This window comes from Variovorax sp. VRV01, assembly GCF_014852545.1.
Lineage (GTDB): Bacteria > Pseudomonadota > Gammaproteobacteria > Burkholderiales > Burkholderiaceae_C > Variovorax > Variovorax beijingensis_A.
On the sequence record NZ_JACVBS010000020.1, the window covers coordinates 1 to 18,814 of the forward strand.

General features: G+C 64.3%; 20 protein-coding genes and 1 pseudogene. 12 read left to right on the top strand and 9 right to left on the bottom strand.

What is annotated here, in order from left to right; all coding sequences use genetic code 11:
* Nucleotides 1-237: 237 nt before the first annotated feature.
* Entirely contained in the window at nt 238-597 is a 360-nt protein-coding gene (locus IB278_RS27335) for a hypothetical protein (protein WP_192326765.1), read from the bottom strand.
* A 541-nt stretch (nt 598-1,138) separates the two neighbouring features.
* Nucleotides 1,139-1,411: a hypothetical protein gene (locus tag IB278_RS27340; RefSeq protein ID WP_192326767.1), complete on the bottom strand. Its 273-nt coding sequence runs from the start codon at nt 1,409-1,411 to the stop codon at nt 1,139-1,141.
* A 117-nt stretch (nt 1,412-1,528) separates the two neighbouring features.
* Between IB278_RS27340 and IB278_RS27345 the strand changes: the two are divergent.
* Nucleotides 1,529-2,690 (top strand): annotated as a pseudogene (locus tag IB278_RS27345) (IS30 family transposase).
* Nucleotides 2,691-2,740: 50 nt separating this feature from the next.
* Here IB278_RS27345 and IB278_RS27350 read toward each other — a convergent pair.
* The 5 genes from IB278_RS27350 to IB278_RS27370 form a co-directional block, all read right to left on the bottom strand.
* Nucleotides 2,741-3,379, bottom strand: coding sequence for a hypothetical protein (locus IB278_RS27350; RefSeq protein ID WP_192326769.1), 639 nt, complete (start codon nt 3,377-3,379; stop codon nt 2,741-2,743).
* A 101-nt stretch (nt 3,380-3,480) separates the two neighbouring features.
* On the bottom strand, nt 3,481-3,789 hold the full coding sequence (locus IB278_RS27355) for a hypothetical protein (RefSeq protein WP_192326771.1): 309 nt from the start codon (nt 3,787-3,789) through the stop codon (nt 3,481-3,483).
* A gap of 713 nt (nt 3,790-4,502) precedes the next feature.
* Complete coding sequence (locus tag IB278_RS27360) at nt 4,503-5,750, bottom strand: alpha/beta hydrolase family protein (RefSeq protein ID WP_225613209.1); 1,248 nt, start codon at nt 5,748-5,750, stop codon at nt 4,503-4,505.
* Between the two features lie 322 nt (nt 5,751-6,072).
* On the bottom strand, nt 6,073-7,110 hold the full coding sequence (locus tag IB278_RS27365) for an IS110 family transposase (RefSeq protein WP_192326773.1): 1,038 nt from the start codon (nt 7,108-7,110) through the stop codon (nt 6,073-6,075).
* A 146-nt stretch (nt 7,111-7,256) separates the two neighbouring features.
* Complete coding sequence (locus tag IB278_RS27370) at nt 7,257-7,880, bottom strand: tyrosine-type recombinase/integrase (RefSeq protein ID WP_192326775.1); 624 nt, start codon at nt 7,878-7,880, stop codon at nt 7,257-7,259.
* A 439-nt stretch (nt 7,881-8,319) separates the two neighbouring features.
* Here IB278_RS27370 and IB278_RS27375 point away from each other — a divergent pair, with 439 nt between their 5' ends.
* The 4 genes from IB278_RS27375 (at nt 8,320) to IB278_RS27390 (ending at nt 11,215) form a co-directional block, all read left to right on the top strand.
* On the top strand, nt 8,320-9,330 hold the full coding sequence (locus IB278_RS27375; RefSeq protein ID WP_225613210.1) for a N,N-dimethylformamidase beta subunit family domain-containing protein: 1,011 nt from the start codon (nt 8,320-8,322) through the stop codon (nt 9,328-9,330).
* Between the two features lie 9 nt (nt 9,331-9,339).
* Nucleotides 9,340-9,498: a hypothetical protein gene (locus IB278_RS27380; protein WP_192326777.1), complete on the top strand. Its 159-nt coding sequence runs from the start codon at nt 9,340-9,342 to the stop codon at nt 9,496-9,498.
* Nucleotides 9,499-9,514: 16 nt separating this feature from the next.
* Nucleotides 9,515-10,528 (top strand): RNA polymerase subunit sigma-70, encoded by a 1,014-nt coding sequence (locus IB278_RS27385; RefSeq protein ID WP_192326779.1) that lies wholly within the window; start codon nt 9,515-9,517, stop codon nt 10,526-10,528.
* A 102-nt stretch (nt 10,529-10,630) separates the two neighbouring features.
* Nucleotides 10,631-11,215, top strand: coding sequence for a dihydrofolate reductase family protein (locus IB278_RS27390; RefSeq protein ID WP_192326781.1), 585 nt, complete (start codon nt 10,631-10,633; stop codon nt 11,213-11,215).
* Nucleotides 11,216-11,384: 169 nt separating this feature from the next.
* Here IB278_RS27390 and IB278_RS34330 read toward each other — a convergent pair whose 3' ends face one another.
* On the bottom strand, nt 11,385-11,636 hold the full coding sequence (locus IB278_RS34330) for a DUF1428 family protein (RefSeq protein WP_192326783.1): 252 nt from the start codon (nt 11,634-11,636) through the stop codon (nt 11,385-11,387).
* Between IB278_RS34330 and IB278_RS27400 the strand changes: the two genes are divergently transcribed.
* The 4 genes from IB278_RS27400 to IB278_RS27410 all read left to right on the top strand — a co-directional run bounded on the left by IB278_RS27400 (nt 11,635) and on the right by IB278_RS27410 (nt 13,641).
* Nucleotides 11,635-12,816, top strand: coding sequence for a serine hydrolase domain-containing protein (locus IB278_RS27400; RefSeq protein ID WP_192326785.1), 1,182 nt, complete (start codon nt 11,635-11,637; stop codon nt 12,814-12,816). The two genes, IB278_RS34330 and IB278_RS27400, sit on opposite strands and share 2 nt — an antisense overlap.
* Nucleotides 12,817-12,846: 30 nt before the next feature.
* Complete coding sequence (locus tag IB278_RS34135; protein ID WP_263864272.1) at nt 12,847-12,972, top strand: hypothetical protein; 126 nt, start codon at nt 12,847-12,849, stop codon at nt 12,970-12,972.
* 67 nt (nt 12,973-13,039) lie between these two features.
* Nucleotides 13,040-13,348: a type II toxin-antitoxin system RelB/DinJ family antitoxin gene (locus IB278_RS27405; protein WP_192326787.1), complete on the top strand. Its 309-nt coding sequence runs from the start codon at nt 13,040-13,042 to the stop codon at nt 13,346-13,348.
* Entirely contained in the window at nt 13,345-13,641 is a 297-nt protein-coding gene (locus IB278_RS27410) for a type II toxin-antitoxin system RelE/ParE family toxin (protein WP_192326789.1), read from the top strand. The genes IB278_RS27405 and IB278_RS27410 overlap by 4 nt, the downstream gene beginning before the upstream one ends.
* A gap of 70 nt (nt 13,642-13,711) precedes the next feature.
* On the opposite strand, the gene IB278_RS27415 is transcribed toward IB278_RS27410, so the two are convergent.
* Nucleotides 13,712-14,743: a LacI family DNA-binding transcriptional regulator gene (locus tag IB278_RS27415; protein ID WP_145747686.1), complete on the bottom strand. Its 1,032-nt coding sequence runs from the start codon at nt 14,741-14,743 to the stop codon at nt 13,712-13,714.
* 194 nt (nt 14,744-14,937) lie between these two features.
* Here IB278_RS27415 and IB278_RS27420 point away from each other — a divergent pair, with 194 nt between their 5' ends.
* From IB278_RS27420 to IB278_RS27430, 3 genes are read left to right on the top strand one after another with little or no spacing between them, the layout of a single operon-like run.
* Complete coding sequence (locus IB278_RS27420; protein ID WP_192326791.1) at nt 14,938-16,290, top strand: GntP family permease; 1,353 nt, start codon at nt 14,938-14,940, stop codon at nt 16,288-16,290.
* 14 nt (nt 16,291-16,304) lie between these two features.
* Nucleotides 16,305-17,864 carry a gluconokinase gene (gene gntK, locus IB278_RS27425; RefSeq protein ID WP_192326793.1) on the top strand — a complete coding sequence of 520 codons (1,560 nt, stop codon included), beginning with the start codon at nt 16,305-16,307 and terminating at the stop codon, nt 17,862-17,864.
* Nucleotides 17,865-17,903: 39 nt separating this feature from the next.
* Nucleotides 17,904-18,794 (top strand): AraC family transcriptional regulator, encoded by an 891-nt coding sequence (locus IB278_RS27430; protein ID WP_192326795.1) that lies wholly within the window; start codon nt 17,904-17,906, stop codon nt 18,792-18,794.
* Nucleotides 18,795-18,814 lie beyond the last annotated feature (20 nt).

An 18,814-nucleotide genomic window follows, 5' to 3' on the forward strand; every position in this document is an offset into this window, starting at 1 on the left:
GCCCAATAAACATCCTCAAGGTTCTCGTGTGTTCGGTCGAAGTCGTAGACGACTTGCATGTCCCGCACCTCCAACACTTCGACAACCTCGTCGTCTTTCAACTGACGCCCAAGCAGCGACTCGAAATTCATAGCACTTCCCTTGCTAGAAACAGGAAACCTTGCTCGTTAACCTAGGGCCCCACGGGACCGGATTTGACCGCGCGGTGAAGGACCGGTTCTGGCCGACCTCTGCCGGTCAATATGTCGCCATCATTTTCCGAGCCATGACCTTCGCGTCGTCTAGCAATTCGAGGATTGAAGGACCTTCGACTTCGTGCCGTTGGGCATCAAGCCGCTCGTAGATGCTCAGGCGTTGACTTCCATCGTCCGCCTCGACAACTCTCGCATAGCGCTTCCTCTGGGGAGAGAGTTCGCCCCACCTTTCGGGCCACTTGCGATTGCCGACGAAGAGATCCGCGCCATCGACCTTGATAAATTCCTCATACTCGCGCGCGTCAACCGACGAGTCGTACGAAAAGGCCCACGGGTCTCGCTGGCCTCCGCGCTTTTCGGCTGCAGCGGCGCTGAGATTGAGCAACCAGCGAAATGGGTTCATGTCGATGCTCGTTTTGTTGGTCGAATCTGCTGCAGCGGTCGTGGTCGCCGAGCGTCCGCATTCCCGCGGATTCTGCGGCACAGCCGACCGCCCGGTTCTGACCGAATGCGGCAGTTACTTCGGGGCGAAATGTGCTGCAAGTCCATTTACCCAAGGTACTTCGCGCTCCTCCGACAATGCTTCTACCTCGTCATTGGTGAGCCAAAGCCCATGGGCGTCGACCCAGTAGCCCTGCCCAGTGTCAAGCTTGACCACCTTTGCGATTCCGCAGACGTCACCTCGCATCACTAAGTCGATAGGAGCTATCTCTGTGAGGAAGACGGCATTCGTTGGAAGGGCGGGCGCTCCTGAACAATGGAGTTCCTGGCTCCGGTGACCGTCAGGTCGCTGGCAGAGAGCTATCTGATACTGCTTTGTCCTGTCGACATCAATGCGCTTCCACATCGGCGTCCTCCCCTGTTGAATGCCCGGTTGCGACGGATATTGTCGCCGGCCCGGCGAATGACGGCTTCTGGCCGAACTGTGCCATAGCGACGACCGGTCAACTCTCGCGAAAACGCACATTCAAGAAATTCAGTTCAGCGACGAGGTCATCATCGTTCAGTCCTTTGCCTACGCTGGCGGCGTCCCACGTCCAAACTGCTTGCGCGGCCTCTAAAGGGCCTTCGCTGACCAGGTCCGTGACGAAGAATCCGAGAGCCGACTTGGTTGCGCCGTACCGCTGCCCGAGCTCGCGTAGCAACAACGGGAGCTTGTCGCCCTGGGCAAGCCTCGCAAGGCATCTAGAAACTTCTTCGGCGGGTATCTCGTTCATGAGCCTTTTCCTTGGCCAGTTTCGGATTTGGGCGGGCGAACGTCCGCTCACGGGTGCGGATTCAACCGGTCGATGCAACACACACTAACCACTGCCAAGGCAGAAGGAGTGTTGCAGATGAAGTACCGGACGAGGACGTACTACACGGACAAGCAGAAGTCGCTGATGTGGGAGCGTTGGAAGCAAGGGTGGACGCTCCACCAGATTGCCCATCTGTTTAATCGGGCGCACACATCGGTGCAAGGCATTCTCGCGCGCACCGGTGGAATCCGACCTCCTGCAAGAAGTCGCTCGCCAGTGGCGCTCTCGCTGGCTGAGCGGGAGGAGATCTCCCGCCTGGTGGTGGCAGGGCAATCGATCCGCTCGATCGCTGCGCGCCTGGGTCGCGCACCTTCGACAATCAGCCGTGAACTCAAGCGCAACGGGGGAGCAGAGTGCTACCGTGCAATTGAGGCCGACAGTGCCGCTTGGACTCGAGCCTGCCGCCCCAAGGTCTGCAAACTAGTGAGCAATCGAGCTCTCGCGGGAATCGTCAGCGGGAAGCTGCGGATGCTGTGGTCGCCAGAGCAGATTGCCGGGTGGCTCAAGCATACTTACCCCCAGCGACGAGCGCTTCCACGTGTCACACGAGACCATCTACCGCAGCCTGTTCATCCAAGCGCGTGGCGCCTTGAAGAAGGAGCTGTTGCAGCACCTGAGGCGCACAAGAGGGATGCGTCGCTCACGCCACTACACCCAGAAAACCGAGGTTCACGGGCAGATCGTGGACGCCGTGTCCATCAGCGAGCGCCCAGCGACTGTCGAGGACCGAGCTGTGCCTGGTCACTGGGAAGGAGACTTGTTGTTCGGTAGTCAGAACAGCCAGATCGCCACCCTCGTGGAGCGCCAGACACGCTACCTCATGCTGGTGAAGCTGGATGGCAAGGACACGGAGACTGTGGTGAACGCCCTGGTCAAGCATGCTCGTAAACTTCCCGAGGAACTCTACAAATCGCTGACCTGGGATCGGGGCAAGGAGATGGCTGGACACAAGCGCTTCACGCTCGCCACCGACATCAAGGTGTTCTTTTGCGATCCTCAGAATCCCTGGCAGCGAGGAACCAACGAGAACACCAACGGTTTGCTCAGGCAGTACCTGCCCAAGGGCATCGACATCTCGGGTTACTCACAGGCCAAGCTCAACGCCATGGCCAGACAATTGAACGAGCGGCCGAGGAAGACCCTTGGCTATCGGACACCGGCTGAAATGTTCAGTCAGTGTGTTGCATCGACCGGTTGAATCCGCAGCCAAATTCTGCCTCGGGCTCGAGCGGCTGGTCCTGGCCGCTACTAATCTTTCGATTGCTGGCGCGCGGCTCGCAACGTTTCGTATGCGTCATTCATCGACCACCACTTTGGCGAGAGGTGTGTGGTCAACCCTGCCGTTGTCGGTGAGTAGCTGCTGACATAAAGATCGAACAGGAACTGCCTCCCACGCGGCTGGCGCCTGGGTGGCTTGAACCGAAACTCAAGCGCCAGATCTGGTCGCGGTCCCTCGACACGCTCCGCTCCGCGAACCAAAGTAACCTCGCTCCTTGCATCTAGTTCAAGATAGGGTGTCGAGTCTCCTGGTTCCGCAAGATCAATGAATCTGATGCTCTGACCTCCTCCGATTCCTAGACTTTGAGTTCTGAGGCCCGGCACCGGAGAATGACCAAAGGAGCCAAAGAACTGCTGCAACAAGACTGTGTCATCACCCGAAGTCAGCAAGTAGATTAGACAAGCCTGGGGTGAAACGGGTGAAAATCTGCTTGAGAACTTCGGAAGTGGACGACCTGCGGTTCGCTGCATGAAGTCGGTGAGTACATCGCATATGAAGCGGACATCTATTTCATCCTTTAGATCAACCAAAACATGACTAGAACCTGCGCCAGGCAGCGGACGTTTCCATGAAGGCTGTCCGGCAAATGCGTCAATGTTTTCCGTCATGGGGCGTTTGCGAGAGAAAAGCGAAATTTGGTGCAGCATTCGGAAGGAAAGCTAGGCGCTTCACGAACGTCTCCTTCGGGGCCGACAGCTGAGCTTTTCAATTAAACAGGCATTTCCGACTTGGCCTGGCGTATCCATGGTGAAGTCTTGCTTTCCCTCCAGGCAGACCATCCCAATGGCAGGTTTGCAAGTTCAACCAGAGTCTCGTCAAGCCTTAACAACTGCTCCAGCGCCACGATCATCGCTGCTGAAACATCGGCACCATTGTCGGGCAGCATCTGCCAAGCGCCATCGTCCTCATCGTGGTACACGAGGAGAATTGGTGCGGCCTCGCCCATGATTGACTTCACGGTGAAGCATGCGAGATTCGGAGCGTCTTCGAAAGGCCACGCATCATCAAAATTGGGCATGTTCTTGTTTCGGTGAAATGAAGGAAGCCGGCGCAACTGAGAGACGCCGTCGAACGTCGGCTCCTGGCCGACTGTAGCCCCACGCGCGCCGGTGCAAAGGGCCCCGCAGCGCCAGCTGCATCGCTTCTAGGCGCTACGGTCGATGAACAGCTGTGCTAGGACCATGAGAACGACACCGAAAAAGCAGGCGCCTAAACTCAGAAAAATGACTTTCAAGCAGATGAGAAAAACTATTGGTCCTCGAATTCCAAAGCCGATACCGAAGACCTTCTCCGCAAAAAACAGAGCTCCCATCGTCAGCAGTGGGAGGAACACGCCCAAAAACAGGACGGCCGCAAACGCGGAGGGGGAAGCAGGACGCGCTTGAGGCCGTGGGTCTGGAGCAGAGCCTGGCTTCCATACAGCGTCTGGTCCAAAAAGAGCACCGCAGCTCGAGCAGTGCTCGGCGAATGCCGAGCAACCCACATTGCAATTTGGACAGAAGGCGACTGGCGGGCTCTGGGCGACAGGGGACATATTTCAACGCACTCTGAGATGCACAGGCGAACGGCTCCCAAAGTTTGCTTGTTGCAAGGTCATAAAGCTGATTCTCGAGGCTGGGGCGAACTTCCGCTAGTGGCCGACTGTAGCCGGAAGCTCTGCGGCCACGGAGCGCTCTGAGCCGACTATTCATATTCTCGAAAAGCGATCATCGACGTGATCGCGCTCACCGGTCAGTTCGGCGCGGGCGGGCGGCCATTCAACTTGCCGACGCGTTCCAGGAAGCCATCCACAACCGGTCCCCATAGGCCGGTCAAGGAAAGGATGTGATGACCGTCTTGCCCCGGCAGTGTCTCAAACTGCCCCTGACCGCCGGCGGCTTCGAAGGCATCGAAATTCCTGCGGCTGTGAGCGACGCTGTAGAAGGGATCGTTCTGCGCGTACAGCCATACGGTAGGCCCGGGAAATGCGGCACCCCTCCTGGCGATCACGGGATTGATCATCTCGGATGCGGGCCCGTGCTCGTCGACCCAGCCGCCCACGAAATTAAGGACCCCAGCAAAGAGCTCCGGCCGTGCCCCAGAGTATGCCAAGGCGAGGAAGCCTCCCCGCGAATGCCCGCCGATCAGCAGTCGGTCCTGGTCCACGTCAGTCCTCGCAAGCAAGTGCTCGACGACGCATGCCGCGTCTTCCAACGCATGTTCGAAGCCCGGCAGGGCGTATCGGGGATCGTCGGAGTACCGCGACCGATCTGGTTCGAAGCCCTCGTCGTAAAGGCCGCCCGACTTTCCGCGACCGCGTCGCTGTGGGAACACAACCATCCAGCCTCGATCGTTGAAGTATCTCGCCAATGCCGGACTGGTCACCGTGCTGGTAAACAGCGAGGGATCGTTCCCATCACCAGTCGAACCATGGTGAAAAACCAGCGTCGGGAAGGGACCCCGGCCACCCGGTCTGAACGTCACCATCTCGAGGGTGATTGCCTCGCCGCCTTCAACCATCCGGGTGGGCACGCGCTCATTGATTCGTTGTTGCTGTTCAGCATTTGGCCTTGACAGGACCCCGGCGATCCAGCGTCCATCCAATTCGCGCAACAGAAGTTCAATGACATCCGGATTTCTCATCCGATAACGGATGTCTGCGCCGTTCTTCAGGAGGCCTCGGAGTTCATCCCCGTGAACACGGGCGAGCACACGTTCGCTGAAAGCACCTTGGACGTCGGAGGCTCGCGCACACACGATCGTGGCCTCATGCGGGGAGAGGCTCTCGACGGTCAGTTTGACGTCGTAGCTGCGGCCTTGGCCGGCCCAACCTGACCACTCTCCGGACCAGGCGAAGACCGAAGCCGGCAGATCGTTCGCCGGCTTCGACACGGCGACGTCGGCCGGCGCGGACGCAGGAACCGAGCTCTCCGACGCATCCGGCTCCAAGGCGCCCATGAACTCGGGCCAGACGGTCGATTTCTCTTGATCGGAGGTCATGCTCCATTGTCCGCTGAGCCGCGGCGATCGAACGGCGAGATTGAAAGTCCGTACATGGACGTTCCCCAATATGCCAGGCATTCAGTTATTGATGACTTGAAGGTTCGATTGCACCCGTACATTCGGACTTTCGCTGCGGCTTTTCGCCGCTGTCCCTGATGGGGTTTGCTGGTTGGCTCCTCTATCGGTTGTCCGCACTCCGACGGCCCCGGACGTTTTGGGCTTCGCCAACCACGGTCTTACCTGTCTTGCCATCACTGCGTGATTGCCTGAGCAATCGGTGGTTCAGTCTCCTGCCTTCTGTGTTGATGGGTTGGGTCGGCTACGCAGCGAGCTGAGGCGGCACGTAGTTAGGTCGGAACTCCCGCCCGTGGGCCAGCAGTGCCCAGACCGTTCGCACGTTCTTGTTGGCCAGTGCCACAGCAGCCACGTTCGGATGTCGTCGGTTCAGCAGGCCAGCCAACCACACGTTGGTGTTCACGACCTTGCGCTGCGCCGCAACAATGGCCGAGCGTGCGCCGTGAATGAGCAAGGTGCGCAGGTACACGTCCCCGCGCTTGCTGATGCCAAGGAGCGTTGGCTTGCCGCCGCTCGAATGCGGCCTCGGCACGAGGCCGAGCCAAGCCGAGAGCTGCCGGCCATTGTCGAAGCTGTTTGCATCTGCGATGGAGGCAACCAGGGCGCTGGCTCCCAGCGGTCCGATGCCGGGTATCTTCTCGAGCCGGAGGCTGAGCTCGCTGCTGCGATGCCACGCCTTGATCTGGTCTTCGAACTCGTCGACCAGCTTGTCCAGGTCCTTGAGGTGCTCGGTCAGGCGCGCGATGAGTCGGCGGAACGTTCCGGGCAGCTGGTTGCTCGCGTCTTCAAGCAGCTCGGGGACTTGCTTGGCGACGTGGCAGATGCCCTTCGGGATGAGCAGGCCGAACTCGCCGAGCAGGCTGCGAATCTGATTCGCCTGCGCCGTACGCGCTATGACAAAGCCCTGGCGCGCTCGGTGCAGTGAGAACACGGCCTGCTGCTCGACGCTCTTCACCGGCACGAACCGCATATGGGGTCTGGTGACGGCCTCGCAAATGGCCTCGGCATCGGCCACCTCATTCTTGTTGCTCTTCACGTAGAGCTTGACGAACTGGGGTGACATCAAGCGCACCGTGTGGCCAAAGCCCTGCAGGGTGCGCGCCCAGTGGTGGGCGCTGCCGCACGCCTCCATGCCAATGAGACACGGAGGTAAGTTCACGAAGAATGCCGTCATCTGATCGCGCCGCAGTTGCTTGCGCCACGCGACCTTGCCATGCTCATCCACTGCGTGAACCTGGAACACGTTCTTTGCCAAATCAATGCCAGCAGTCGTAATCTTCATGGTGGACGCCCCTTTCGGTTCAAGTAGTTGCTGACACTTCCACTTTGGCACATCAATGCCGGCACGGGTGGGGGCGTCCATCCCATTGGTTATGGCCGCATCTTGCCCTTGACTGGCGCCCGTCAACCAGGGGCGCCAAGAATTCGTCAGGCTTCCGTCTGCTCAGCCATCTCCAGCGCGTCCTCGACTTCGATTCCGAGATAGCGCACTGTGCTCTCGAGCTTGGTATGCCCGAGCAACAACTGCACCGCACGGAGATTCCTGGTGCGGCGGTAGACCAGGGAAGCCTTGGTCCGCCGCATCGAATGGGTGCCGTAGTCGGCAGAGTCCAGCCCGATCTCCTCCACCCAGCCGTCGACGATGCGCGCGTACTGCCGTGTCCCGAGGTGTGGCGAAGAATGAACGCGGCTCGGGAAGAGGAAGTCTTCGGGGCGAAGATGCGCCGAATGGATCCAACCGGACACTGCGAGGCGGGTCGGCTCGGTGAGTTCGAACTGGACCGGTCGTCCGGTCTTCTGCTGGATCACGTTCGCGCGAGCTGCCGGCCTGTCGCCGTTGGCCACGTCCCGCACCCGTAGCTTGACAAGGCCACAGGCTCGAAGCTTGCTGTCAATACCGAGGTTGAAGAGCGCGAGGTCGCGGGTCCTGCAAGACAGCTGGAGCCGGGTCCGGATCGCCCAGATTTCCTTGAGCTTGAATGGCCGCTTCTGCCCGACGAGTTTGTCCTTGTTCCAGGGGGAGCGCGGTGTTGAGATGGTGGAAGCGTCCATGTCGATCTCCTGTGCAGTTGAAGGGATAGAAACTTTGCGCCAAAGGCCCGGGGGGCGAAGCGATCTGTCGATCCGACAAGAAGCGGTCGCTTGGCGGCGCTGCCGCGCGGCCAACAATTCACCAGCGACACACGAAACTCGGAGCAATCAGACGAGAGATCCAGCGAGTACATTTTGATGTCGCGAACAATGGCATGGGTGATTGATCCGTGCAGCATTCGAGGGCGCAAAGGGAATTGAGTACCGACACTTTCTTGTGGTGGACGATGCGCGATGGCGCCCGCAGGCAGATGCAGCGTCAAGGGTCGAACAGGTGCTTCGCGCGTGGTCATTGACCGACCAGCCAATCAATCAAAGTCATTGATCTGGTGCGAGGCGAGCAGCGCCCTCCATCCGCTCTGCACCAGGCAGAGGAATTGCGGTGGTCTATGGCCTGCGCATGCCCTGGCCCAATGCCAGTCCCAATGCGCTCTACGACCCGGCCGGGAGCGGCTTCAGCCAGTGGACGCGGCTCGAGCGCCACCTGCATGTGTGGCTCGAGAGGCAAGGCTACGACTACGATGTGATCGGCGACATCGACCTGCACCGCGACCCCTCGCTGCTCGCGCGCTACAAGACCGTCTTCATCAACGGCCACAGCGAATACTGGTCGCTGCCCGGCGTGGCGGGGCTCGAGGATTTCCTGAAGCGCGGTGGCAGCGCGGTCGTGCTGTCGGGCAACACCATGTACCTGCGCGTGAGCTGCGACGAAGACTTCACCGTCATGGAGCAGCGCAAGGTCAACGGGCCCGATCACGACGGCACCGCGCCTGCCGTCGGCCCGCCAGCAGGCGTGTTCGGCGAGCAGTACCACAGCCAGGACTGGGCGCGTGGCGGCCGGCTCAAGGCATCGGGCCGGCCGGCCGGTGAGATCATCGGCCTCGAAACTGCCGGCTGGGCCTTCGCGGACGGCGCTGATTTCGGCGTCTACCATGTCGAGCTGCCGGCGCATGCACTCTTCAACGAGCCGCGGCCGCTGGGCCTCGGCAAGGGCGAGACCTTCGGTCATGCGCCCGGTGGCGGGCTGCCGCGTGCCATTGGGCACGAGTGGGACCTGACTCTTTCGACGCTCGCGAAGATGACGAAGTGCAGCCCCCCGGGTGCTTCCCTTCCCGTCGCACAGGAGGGCATCGAGGTCATTGCCAAGGGTATCCGGCGCGTCCCCGGCAAGTCGGACGCCTACCTCGACTACTACTCGAGACCCACCGAATCGCTCGACGGTCTGTCGGCTGAAATGATCTACTGGGAGCGGCCGCAAGGCGGCCGCGTATTCCACGCAGGCGCAGTCGGCGCGGCCTGGGTGATTGGCAGCGACCCGCTCTTCGGAAAGCTGCTCGGCAACGTGCTGGATCGTTTCGGTGTGACACCCAGGAATCTCACGCGAGCTCTCACCCACGAGGCTGCACCGTGAGCACACAACGTGACAGACCTGAAGGGCTTCTGGAGCGCCGCCCTGGCCTTCTTCGAGCTTCCGTTGCGAACGCCGCATGAGCGCGTCTTGTCTGGCGAGGATATGCGCTTGAAAGCCGTCGACGACGACCGTTGGCTCCTGGCCGGCAGTGGCCTTCACTTCGTGTGATGCGCCAGAATGTGCCATGCCCCTTGCGCCTGACCTTGTCGCGGAAGCCGAGTGCCTGTCGCGCGCACGCGCCGGCGATAGCGCTGCTTTCGACGAACTGGTGGCACCCCGTCGCCGCCAGCTTCACGCTCACTGCTATCGAATGTTGGGCTCCGCCTTCGATGCAGACGACGCGCTTCAGGAGACCTTGCTTGCCGCCTGGCGCGGCCTGGCCGGCTTCGAGTCACGCAGCGCGCTCGGCACCTGGCTTTACCGCATTGCCACCCGCGTGTGCCTTCGGATGATCTCGCAGCGTCCGCGCCGCATGACATCGCCCGACCATGGAGCGCCGCTGCAGGCCACGGCCGAACTGGGTGAGCCGGTGGCCGGACCGGTGTGGTTGGATCCCTTGCCCGATGTCGAGTGGATCGGCAATCCGGAAGATCCGGCCACCGCGCTGCAAGGGCGCGAGTCGGTCGCTCTCGCGTTCGTGGCCGCGCTGCAGCACCTGCCTGGCACGCAGCGCGCCGTGCTGCTGCTACGCGAGGTGCTGGAGTATTCGGCGGCCGAAGCGGCCGAGATGCTCGGCACCTCGGTGGCGTCGGTCAACAGCGCACTGCAGCGCGCGCAGAAGACGGTGAAGGAGCGCGCACCAGCGGCCGACGTGCAGGCACTCGGGGCGCAAGGCGTCGACAGCTTGCTGCAGCGCTTCATGAGCGCCTGGGAACGCCGCGACGTCGCTGCCCTGACCAGCCTGCTGGCCGAGGACGCGCGATTCACCATGCCGCCGTTGCCTGCCTGGTTCAACGGCCGCCGCTTCGTCATGAGATTCTTTGACGAGCGCGTGTTCCAGACGCCATGGCGTCTGCATCCCCTGGGCGCGAACGGCCAACCTGGCTTTGCCTGCTACATGCAGCACGCCGGCGCCGAGCGCTTCACGCCGGGTGGCGTGGTGCTGCTGCGCCTGCGCGGTGGGTTGATCGAATCCATCGACAGCTTCATTGACCCGGCAGTCTGCCGGCGCTTCGGCATGTCCGACGAGCTGCTCTGATGCGGCTGCCGGAGCCGATGAGTTCGGCCGTCGCCCTGTCTCCAAGTAGATGACACGCCCCGGAAGGGCCGGCGGCGTGGCACAACCCCAGGAGATCCTTTCATGGCCAAGCTCATCGTCAGCATCCTCAGCTCACTCGACGGCTACTGCGCCGGCTCCGGCGGCGCGCTCGCCAGCCTGCCGATGGATGCCGCCTTCAGTGCCCACAACCTCGACTGCATGCGCCGCGCCGGCACGCTGCTCTTCGGCGCGACTACCTTCCCTATGTTCGAGGGCTATTGGCCCGACGTCGACTGCGGCCCTGGCAGTGAACCGGTGCAGCGCGAGATTGCCGAACGTGTGGCGGCGGCGCGCAAAGTGCTCGTCAGCGACCGCCTGGTCGTGCGCCCCGGGTCGCCCTGGGCCGACACCGAAGTGGTCAGCCGGGCGCAAGCCCCGGCACACATAAGCCAACTCAAAGCCACGCCCGGCCCCGACCTGCTGATCTACGGCAGCCACGTGCTCTACAACGACCTTCTGGCACGGCGGCTGGTCGACGAACTGCATCTGCTGGTGGGTGGCGTGTTGCTGGGTGAGGGTATACCCACCTTCGAGCCTGGCCTGGCGCAGAGCTGGAAGCTGTTGGGCCAGAACCGCCTGCCAGAGTCGGACAACGTGGCGTTGCACTATGACTGCCGGCCGCAGTGAGCGGACCCGCGTCCGCTCTTGGTCCGGTCGCGGGCGGAGCAGCCTCGCGCGCAAAGCGGTCGTTGCAGTTCCAGGCGAACTCCTGCCGCAAAGGCCGCTGGCCGGAGTCTCCCCCACGCGTACGGAATCGGATCTGCCCGAAGAAGTCGGCAGCGCTGGTTCGCGGACTTCAGCATGGGCATAGAACCCCCAGCGATGAGGCGCAAGCCATCGAATACGGGAGCCTGGCGAACTGCATTCGCGGGTCGCTCGTCACCTTGGCCATCCCCGCATCCCTCGCAGCCTTGTCAGGCCACTCGACCCAGGACATAACGACAGTCTCGCCCTCCTGGGCGCCAGCTGCTTTGACGAAGCTGTTCAGGCGCGCTAACGGCGGCCGAAGCAATGTGGCCCTCCGACTCGCGAGAATGGCGGGTTCCATGCCTCATCTGATTCTCGAACACGCTCTCGCCGGAAATTCACGCCAACTCGTCGAAAAGGAATGCGCAAGGCGAGGGCGCCCCAAGCAGGAGTGGCTGCTGTGCTTCGCGTACGTCCTCGCGCTGTTGCTCGCCAGTGGATGCACCACTGCAACGCCTGCTGCGCCGGTGATCTTCCCGGAAGCATCCTGGGCCGCGGCACCTGAGTCTGAACCGGGGAGTACCTGCCGCCGCGAACTTGACGCCGCCGGCGAGTACGTGCGCACACTGGACACGACCGCTCTCATGTCGATACAAGACGGCCGCGTGCTGTTCAGCGAGGGTCCGATCCAGACCGTCAGCATCGTGTTCTCGGTGCGCAAGAGCGTGCTTTCGATGATGTACGGCAAGTACGTGGCCAATGGAACCGTCGACCTCGACCGTACGCTGGCCGACCTGGGCATCGACGACGCGGGCGGGCTGCTGCCGATCGAGCGACATGCAAGGCTGCGCGACCTGCTGGCCGCGCGTTCGGGGGTCTACCACGCGGCGGCCAACGGCGGAGACGACGCGGCGGCTGCGCCGCCCCGAGGATCGCACGTGCCCGGCAGCTATTTCCTCTACAACAACTGGGACTTCAACGCCGCGGGCACCGCCTTCGAACGCCTGACCGGGCGAGATATCTACCGAGCTTTCGCGGACGACTTGGCCACGCCGCTACAGCTTGAGGATTTCGATCTAGCCCGTCATGCACGCCGCGGTGACGCGCGGCGCTCGCAGCACTTGGCATATCCCTTCTATCTCTCCACGCGCGACATGGCACGTCTTGGGTACCTCATGCTCCGCCAGGGAAATTGGCGCGGCCGGCAACTCGTACCGGCCCACTGGGTCAGGCAAATGACGAGCCAGACCACGCCAGCTGCACAGATGCACCCGCCGCACGCGGCACGGCGCGGCTTCGGGTACGGCTACCTGTGGTGGCTGCTCGAAGAGCCGCAGGATTCGCCGCTGAGCGGTGCATACATGGCGTGGGGCGTGCATGGCCAATACATCCTCGTCGTGCCGAAACGCGATATGGTGATCGCGCACAAGCGAGAGGTGCCGGTCGCGGGTCACTGGGACGTCAGCTGGGTGGGGCCGGTGGCGTTCCTCCGCGCTGCGCGAATGTTGGCCGCAGCACCCTGCCGTGCGGGGGAGCAGTGAGTTTCTACGGCGACGTAAACAAGAGTCGGCGTGCGCAGTACGCTGATCGGCGACTTCGTGCCGCATCCCGCGGGCCGCGCGCCCGAGGGCAGCCTGCAGGAGGGGCCGTTCCACACGCTGGAGTTCGCGTTCGTGCTCGAGCCTGCGCCGGGCTGACGGACGGGGCAATGTCATTCATTTGAATTACAATAAGTCCATTGCTCCCCGACTTGGAGGCCCCGCAATGGTCGCAAACGCACTGGTACAGACCCGCATCGACGCTGACGTGAAAGAGCGCGCCACCGCGGTGCTCGACAACATCGGCCTGACCGTCTCGGACGTGATGAGGATCGTTCTGACACGCGTGGCCAAGGAAGGCGCCTTGCCGGCAGGCCTGACCGTCGATGTCGCGGCGCACGACGCCTGGTTCCGAGCCAAGGTGCAGGAAGCCCTGGACGATCCGCGTCCGGCCGTCCCGCACGAGAAAGTTGAAGCGCACTTCACCAAGCGCCGGGCGGCCGCGCAGCGCAAAGCGGGTCAAGGCAAGGCGTGAGGTTGGAGTGGTCGCCGTTGGCGATGGATGATCGGGAACGGATTTTCGATTTCATCGAGCAAGACGACCCGCGCACAGCGATTGCAGTGGACGAGCGCATCTCCACGCAAGTGTTGGTGCTGGTGCAATTTCCAGAGGGCGGGCGTCCCGGGCGCATCGAAGGGACGCGCGAACTGATCGTTCGCCGCACGCCGTACATCGTGGCTTATCAGGTTGGGCAAGATTGCGTTCGCATCCTGCGAATTCTTCACAGCGCGCAGTTGTGGCCCGGCCAACTGGCCGATCTGGTGTGAAGGAGGGTCGGATGGCCGCGGATCATGCGAGCCATGAGAAGCGAAAGAAGCACGGGCCAACCCCAGTGTCTCAGCTGCTCTCCCGCACCACCAACTCGAACCCCAGGTCCACCGTGCGTTCCGCCACGGTCTCCGCGCGCATCAGCGCGAGCAGCATGCCGGCCGCGCGCTCGCCCATCTCGTGCCGCGGGGTGCGCACGGTGGTCAGCGGCGGCAGCATCTGGTCGCTGCCGCCCAGGTCGTTGAAGCCGGCGATCGCCACGCGCTGCGGCACCGGCACGCCGCTGCGCAGCGCGGCGAGCAGCCCGCCCTGGGCGAGGTCGTCGTTGCAGTAGAAGATGGCGTCCAGGTCCGGGTGGCGCGCGAGCAGGTCCTCGAACTGGCGGCCGCCCAGCGCCATCGAGGTCGGGCCCGGCACCAGCAGTTCGAGCGCGGGATCGTGGCAGCCCGCCTCGCGCAGCGCCTCGCGGTAGCCCTCCAGGCGCAGCAGCACGCGCGGATCGAGCTGGCCGGCGGCATAGGCAATTCGCCGGCGGCCGCGCTGCAGCAGGTGCCGGGTGATGGCGCGGCCCGCGTCCCGCTGCGAAAACCCCACGCTGTGGATGCCGGGCGCGGCCGAGGTTTCCATCATGTACACGCAGGGCGCATGGCTGCGCTCGAGCATCTGCGCGGCCGCGGCGCTGCGGTCGAAGCCCGTCAGCAGCAGGCCCGCCGGGCGCTGCGAGAGGTAGCTGCGCAGCAGCGCTTCTTCCTGCGCGGGGTCGTAGTGGGTCACGCCGATGAGCGACTGATAGCCGTGCGGCGCGAGCGCGTCCTGCACCGCCTCGAGCAGTTCCACGAAGAGCTGGTTGGTCAGCGAGGGGATCAGCACCGCCACGTGGGAGCTGCGCGCCGAAGCCAGCGCGCGGGCCGCCACGTTGGGCACGTAGCCCAGCTGGTCGACCGCCGCCTGGACGCGGGCCTTCAGCTCGGGCGCCACGTTGCGCGCGCCCCGCAGCGCGCGCGACACGGTGATCGGGCTCACGCCCGAGACGCGGGCCACGTCGTCCAGCGTGACCTGGCTCGAGGAACGGGGACGGGGGCGGTCGGTTGCGTCGGCCATGGATCGAGGTTCTAGGGGTTAATACCAAGCTGCAATTGGACAGCGCTGTCCTAGGATAGCGCTGTCCCAGCCATTGGTGCTCCGGAAAAACCCGAGAACACCCCCAGCGCTGGCTTTTTTTGGATTGTGCGGGATAGCGCTATCCCTGGCACCACCGGCCGCTCCCGAAGCGGCCGGATTCAGGAGACATACACATGTTCGGAATGAGCAAAGAGGTGTTCCTGCTCGTCGACGCCCTGGTGGCGATCCTCGGGCTGATCCTTCTGATCACGCGCTGGCGCGTGCACCCCTTCATCGCGCTGACGCTGGCCGCGGGCTTCCTGGGCCTGACCTCGGGCATGCCCGTGGACCTGGTGATGAAGTCCTTCCAGGAGGGCTTCGGCGGGGTGCTGGGCTTCGTGGGCATCGTGCTGGGCCTGGGCACCATGCTCGGCAAGATGATGGCCGAGTCGGGCGGCGCCGACCGCATCGCGCGCACGCTGATCGACGCCTTCGGCCGCGAGCGCGTGCACTGGGCGATGATGTTCGCGGCCTTCCTGGTGGGCATTCCGCTGTTCTTCGAGATCGGCTTCGTGCTGCTGATTCCGCTGGTGTTCATCGTGGCGCGGCGCACCGGCGTGTCGCTGATCCGCATCGGCATCCCGCTGCTGGCCGGCCTGTCGGTGGTGCACGGCCTGGTGCCGCCGCATCCGGGGCCGCTGCTGGCCATTGGCGTGTTCGGCGCCGACATCGGCAAGACCATCTTCTACGGCCTCCTCGTCGGCCTGCCCACCGCGATGATCGCGGGCCCGATCTTCGGCAAGTTCATCTCGAAGTACGTGCCGGGCGAGGCCTCGCCCGAGCTGATGGAGCAGCTGGCGCACGAACCCGAGGCGCGCGAGCTGCCGGGCTTCGGCATCACGCTGCTCACGGTGCTGCTGCCGGTGGGGCTGATGCTGCTGAAGACTTTCGCCGACGTGGCGCTCGACGACAAGAACGTGGTGCGCCACTGGATGGACTTCATCGGCCACCCGATCACCGCGCTGCTGGCGGCGCTGCTGTTGTCGCTCTACACCTTCGGCACCGCGCGCGGCTTCACCGGCAAGCAGATCATGAAATTCGTCGACGACAGCCTCGCGCCCACCGCGGCGATCGTGCTGATCATCGGCGCGGGCGGCGGCTTCAAGCAGATGCTGGTCGGGAGCGGCGTGGGCAACGCGATCGGGCAGATGGCGCTGCATGCGCAGGTCTCGCCGATCCTGCTCGCCTGGCTGGTGGCGGGGCTGATCCGCATCGCCACCGGCTCGGCCACGGTCGCCACCATCACGGGCGCGGGCATCGTCGCGCCGCTGGCCACCATGGTGCCGGGCGTGAACCGCGAGCTGCTGGTGCTGGCCACCGGCGCCGGCTCGCTGATCCTCTCGCACGTCAACGACGCGGGCTTCTGGCTGGTGAAGCAATACTTCAACATGACGGTGGCCGAGACCTTCAAGACCTGGACCGTGATGGAAACGCTGATCTCGGTCGTGGCCATCGTGTTCATCATGCTGCTCGGCATGGTCGTGTAAGCCAAGGGACAAGCATGGGCCGCATCGTCATCGGGGTCGACATCGGAACCACCAGCACCAAGGCGGTGGCCTTCACGCCGGCCGGGCGCGTGCTGACGCACGACGCAGTCGAGTACCCGCTGCTGCAGCCCGAGGCCGCAGCCGCCGAGCAGGACCCGGAGCAGATCTTCCAGGCCGTGCTCGCGGCCATTGCCGGCTGCGTGAAGCAGAGCAAGGCCGCGCCCGCCGACGTGCTCGCGGTGTCCTTCAGCGCGGCGATGCACAGCCTGATCCTGGTCGACGCCGCAGGCGCGCCGCTCACGCGCAGCATCACCTGGGCCGACCACCGCGCCTCGGCCTGGGCCGGGCGCATCCGCGACGAGTGGGACGGCCTGGCGATCTACCGCCGCACCGGCACGCCGATCCATCCGATGTCGCCGCTGGCCAAGCTGGTGTGGCTGCGCCACGAGCGCGCCGAGCTCTTCGCGCGCGCCGCGCGCTTCGTCGGCATCAAGGAGTACGTGTTCTTCCGGCTCTTCGGCCAGTGGCAGGTCGACCATTCGATCGCCTCGGCCACGGGGCTGTTCGACATCGAGCGGCTCGACTGGGACGAGGGCGCGCTCGCGCTGGCCGGCGTGCGCGCCGACCAGCTGCCGCGCCCGGTGCCGACCACCTGGCACATCGAGGGCCTGGCGGCGGACACCGCGGCGCAGCTGGGCCTGGCGCGCGACACCCCGTTCGTGATCGGCGCCAACGACGGCGTGCTCTCCAACCTCGGCGTGAACGCGATGGCGCCCGGCGAAGTGGCCGTGACCATCGGCACCAGCGGCGCGATGCGCACCGTGGTCGACCACCCGATGACCGATCCCGAGGGCCGCACCTTCTGCTATGCGCTGGCCGAGCGGCGCTGGGTGGTGGGCGGGCCGGTGAACAACGGCGGCATCATCCTGCGCTGGGTGCGCGACGAGTTCGCCTCGGCCGAGGCCGAGACCGCCAAGCGCCTGGGCATCGACACCTACGAGGTGCTCACGCGCATCGCCGAGCGGGTCTCGGCGGGCTCCGAAGGGCTGGTGTTCCATCCCTTCCTCACCGGCGAACGCGCACCCTACTGGAACGCCGACCTGCGCGGCTCCTTCTTCGGGCTGGGCATCCACCACCGCAAGGAGCACATGATCCGCGCGGTGCTCGAGGGCGTGATCTTCAACCTGCACAGTATCCTGCCGGCGGTCGAATCGATCGCGGGCCCGAGCGCGCGCATCAAGGCCACCGGCGGCTTCGCGCGTTCGGGCATGTGGCGCCAGATGATGGCCGACGTGTTCGACCGCGAGGTGGTGGTGCCCGAGAGCTTCGAGAGCTCCTGCCTCGGCGCCGCGGTGCTCGGGCTCTATGCGCTGGGCCATGTCGATTCGCTGGACGTGGTCGCGGGCATGGTGGGCGCGACCCACCGCCACACGCCCAACGCCAAGAACGCCGCGCTCTACCGGCAGCTGCTGCCGGTGTTCCTCTCGCTGCCGCGCAAGCTCGGCGAGGAATACCGGCTGCTGGCCGCGTTCCAGCAGCAGACGGCGGTGCCGCCGCCGGTGCGCAAAGGCTGACGGCTGCGCTTCGCCCAGCCCCTTTTTGGAGATCCGGCTTTGCTGAACACGACGCCGCAGGCCTTCGCTCCCCAGCAGGTGTTCGATGCCTGCGCCACGGTTCACTGCGAGGGCGCCTGCGCGCCTTCGCCGCAAGAGAGCAATCCGCGCTGCCTGCATGAACACGAGCTGCACCTGATCGGCGCGAGGCCTGCGCGCCTGCGCATCGGCGGCGGCGCGGACCAGGAGACGCACAGCTTCGCGCCCGGCACCGTCGTGCTGCTCGGTCCGCGGCTGCCGCGCAGCCTCGCGTTCGAGCACCGCGCGCCCCCGGGCGACGCCGCCGCTGGCGCACTGGTGCTGCGCTTCAGCGACGAGCTGCTGCGCCGCGGCATGGCGCTTTTTCTGGAGCTCGGCGATGCCGGCCCGCTGCTGGCGCGCGCGCGCCAGGGCGTGCAGTTCGTCGGCCTCGGCGCGGAGACGCTCGCGCGCCTGCGCCGCATCGAGACGCTGCGCGGGCTTGCGCGATTTTCCGAATTCATCGCGCTGCTGAACGAGCTCGCGCAATGGCGCGACTACCGCCTGCTGGCCGATGTCTTCCTTGCCGATGCCGGCTTCGACGAGGACGGCCGGGCGCTGCGCATCCACAAGGCGATCGACTACATCCGCGACAACTATGCCGAGGCGCTCTCGCTGGCCGAGGTCGGCGCGATCGCAGGCATGCGCGAGAACGCGTTCTCGCGCAGCTTCCGCCGCGCCACCGGCCAGACCTTCACCGACTTCGTCAACGGCCTGCGCGTGGCCAGGGCCTGCCGCCTGCTGGCGTCGACGCGCCAGCAGGTGAGCAGCATCTGCTACGAGGTGGGCTTCAACAACATCTCGAATTTCAATCGGCACTTCCGCCGGATCAAGGGCATGACGCCGGGCGAATTCCGCGGCGGCCGGATGTGAACGCGGACCGCGCCGGGCAT

Coding starts and splice junctions, on each gene's coding strand:
- IB278_RS27335 (WP_192326765.1), bottom strand. CDS start 597: ATGAACCCATTTCGCTGGTTGCTCAATCTCAGCGCCGCTGCAGCCGAA.
- IB278_RS27340 (WP_192326767.1), bottom strand. CDS start 1,411: ATGAACGAGATACCCGCCGAAGAAGTTTCTAGATGCCTTGCGAGGCTT.
- IB278_RS27350 (WP_192326769.1), bottom strand. CDS start 3,379: ATGACGGAAAACATTGACGCATTTGCCGGACAGCCTTCATGGAAACGT.
- IB278_RS27355 (WP_192326771.1), bottom strand. CDS start 3,789: ATGCCCAATTTTGATGATGCGTGGCCTTTCGAAGACGCTCCGAATCTC.
- IB278_RS27360 (WP_225613209.1), bottom strand. CDS start 5,750: ATGACCTCCGATCAAGAGAAATCGACCGTCTGGCCCGAGTTCATGGGC.
- IB278_RS27365 (WP_192326773.1), bottom strand. CDS start 7,110: ATGAAGATTACGACTGCTGGCATTGATTTGGCAAAGAACGTGTTCCAG.
- IB278_RS27370 (WP_192326775.1), bottom strand. CDS start 7,880: ATGGACGCTTCCACCATCTCAACACCGCGCTCCCCCTGGAACAAGGAC.
- IB278_RS27375 (WP_225613210.1), top strand. CDS start 8,320: ATGCCCTGGCCCAATGCCAGTCCCAATGCGCTCTACGACCCGGCCGGG.
- IB278_RS27385 (WP_192326779.1), top strand. CDS start 9,515: ATGCCCCTTGCGCCTGACCTTGTCGCGGAAGCCGAGTGCCTGTCGCGC.
- IB278_RS27390 (WP_192326781.1), top strand. CDS start 10,631: ATGGCCAAGCTCATCGTCAGCATCCTCAGCTCACTCGACGGCTACTGC.
- IB278_RS27400 (WP_192326785.1), top strand. CDS start 11,635: ATGCCTCATCTGATTCTCGAACACGCTCTCGCCGGAAATTCACGCCAA.
- IB278_RS34330 (WP_192326783.1), bottom strand. CDS start 11,636: ATGGAACCCGCCATTCTCGCGAGTCGGAGGGCCACATTGCTTCGGCCG.
- IB278_RS27405 (WP_192326787.1), top strand. CDS start 13,040: ATGGTCGCAAACGCACTGGTACAGACCCGCATCGACGCTGACGTGAAA.
- IB278_RS27415 (WP_145747686.1), bottom strand. CDS start 14,743: ATGGCCGACGCAACCGACCGCCCCCGTCCCCGTTCCTCGAGCCAGGTC.
- IB278_RS27420 (WP_192326791.1), top strand. CDS start 14,938: ATGTTCGGAATGAGCAAAGAGGTGTTCCTGCTCGTCGACGCCCTGGTG.
- gntK (WP_192326793.1), top strand. CDS start 16,305: ATGGGCCGCATCGTCATCGGGGTCGACATCGGAACCACCAGCACCAAG.